Origin of the sequence: Olavius algarvensis spirochete endosymbiont, from assembly GCA_900608495.1 — a bacterium.
Lineage (GTDB): Bacteria > Spirochaetota > Spirochaetia > DSM-2461 > DSM-2461 > UBA2779.
This window is the reverse complement of the sequence record UWYT01000058.1, coordinates 1-668: the sequence shown is the minus strand read 5'-3', so window position 1 is coordinate 668 and position 668 is coordinate 1. Positions and strand designations below refer to the sequence as shown.

The following is a 668-nucleotide window of genomic DNA, read 5'->3' as shown; positions in this document are numbered from 1 at the left end:
ACTGGCAACAATATCAGGGTTCGACTCCATGTAGTTAACTTGCTTCTCTATCCGGTCTAAACGAGAAATATCATCGGCATCCATTCTTGCCAGGTATTTACCGTGGGACAAATCGATCAATCTATTGAGAGTGTAAACAATTCCCTTGTGTTCATGGCTGTGCAGTTTTATGCGGCTATCAAGTTTGGCTTTGCTTTCAACTATGGAAAAGGTAGCATCATTCGAGCCATCGTTGATGCATATTATTTCCAAATTGGGATAGGTTTGATTCTGAATACTCTCGAGTGCTGGTTCAACATAGTTTTCAGCGTTATACATGGGTATAAGAACCGATACCAGTGGAAGCTTGTTCAAATACTTACTCCATTCTTAATCTCGATGTTCAAATGCATGAACCGCAACCTAGCGTACATCAGACTGATGAGCGCTTCAAGCATCGCAGCCATCACCGCATCCAGCTTCGGTTTCACCCCTTACTTTCGTTTCTTTGTGGCGATGGTGGAAAAACGCCAGAGTGGGAGGCGTAAATTTTGGGCTTCAGGGTGCCTATCTTCTTTGCTTACTGATGTACAGCCAAGTATTATGAGGGCTGGCGCTCAAAATTGTTTCTAAAGAAGATGTAATAAATCAATCTCGGTTTCGCTGTCAGTCTAAGATGTGTGAACAAA

1 protein-coding gene is annotated in these 668 nt (G+C 42.7%); it reads right to left on the bottom strand.

The window, feature by feature from the left end; all coding sequences use genetic code 11:
* On the bottom strand, nt 1-354 hold a 354-nt coding region (locus S1OALGB6SA_RS01085), incomplete at its 3' end, for a glycosyltransferase family 2 protein (protein WP_148083991.1).
* Nucleotides 355-668 lie beyond the last annotated feature (314 nt).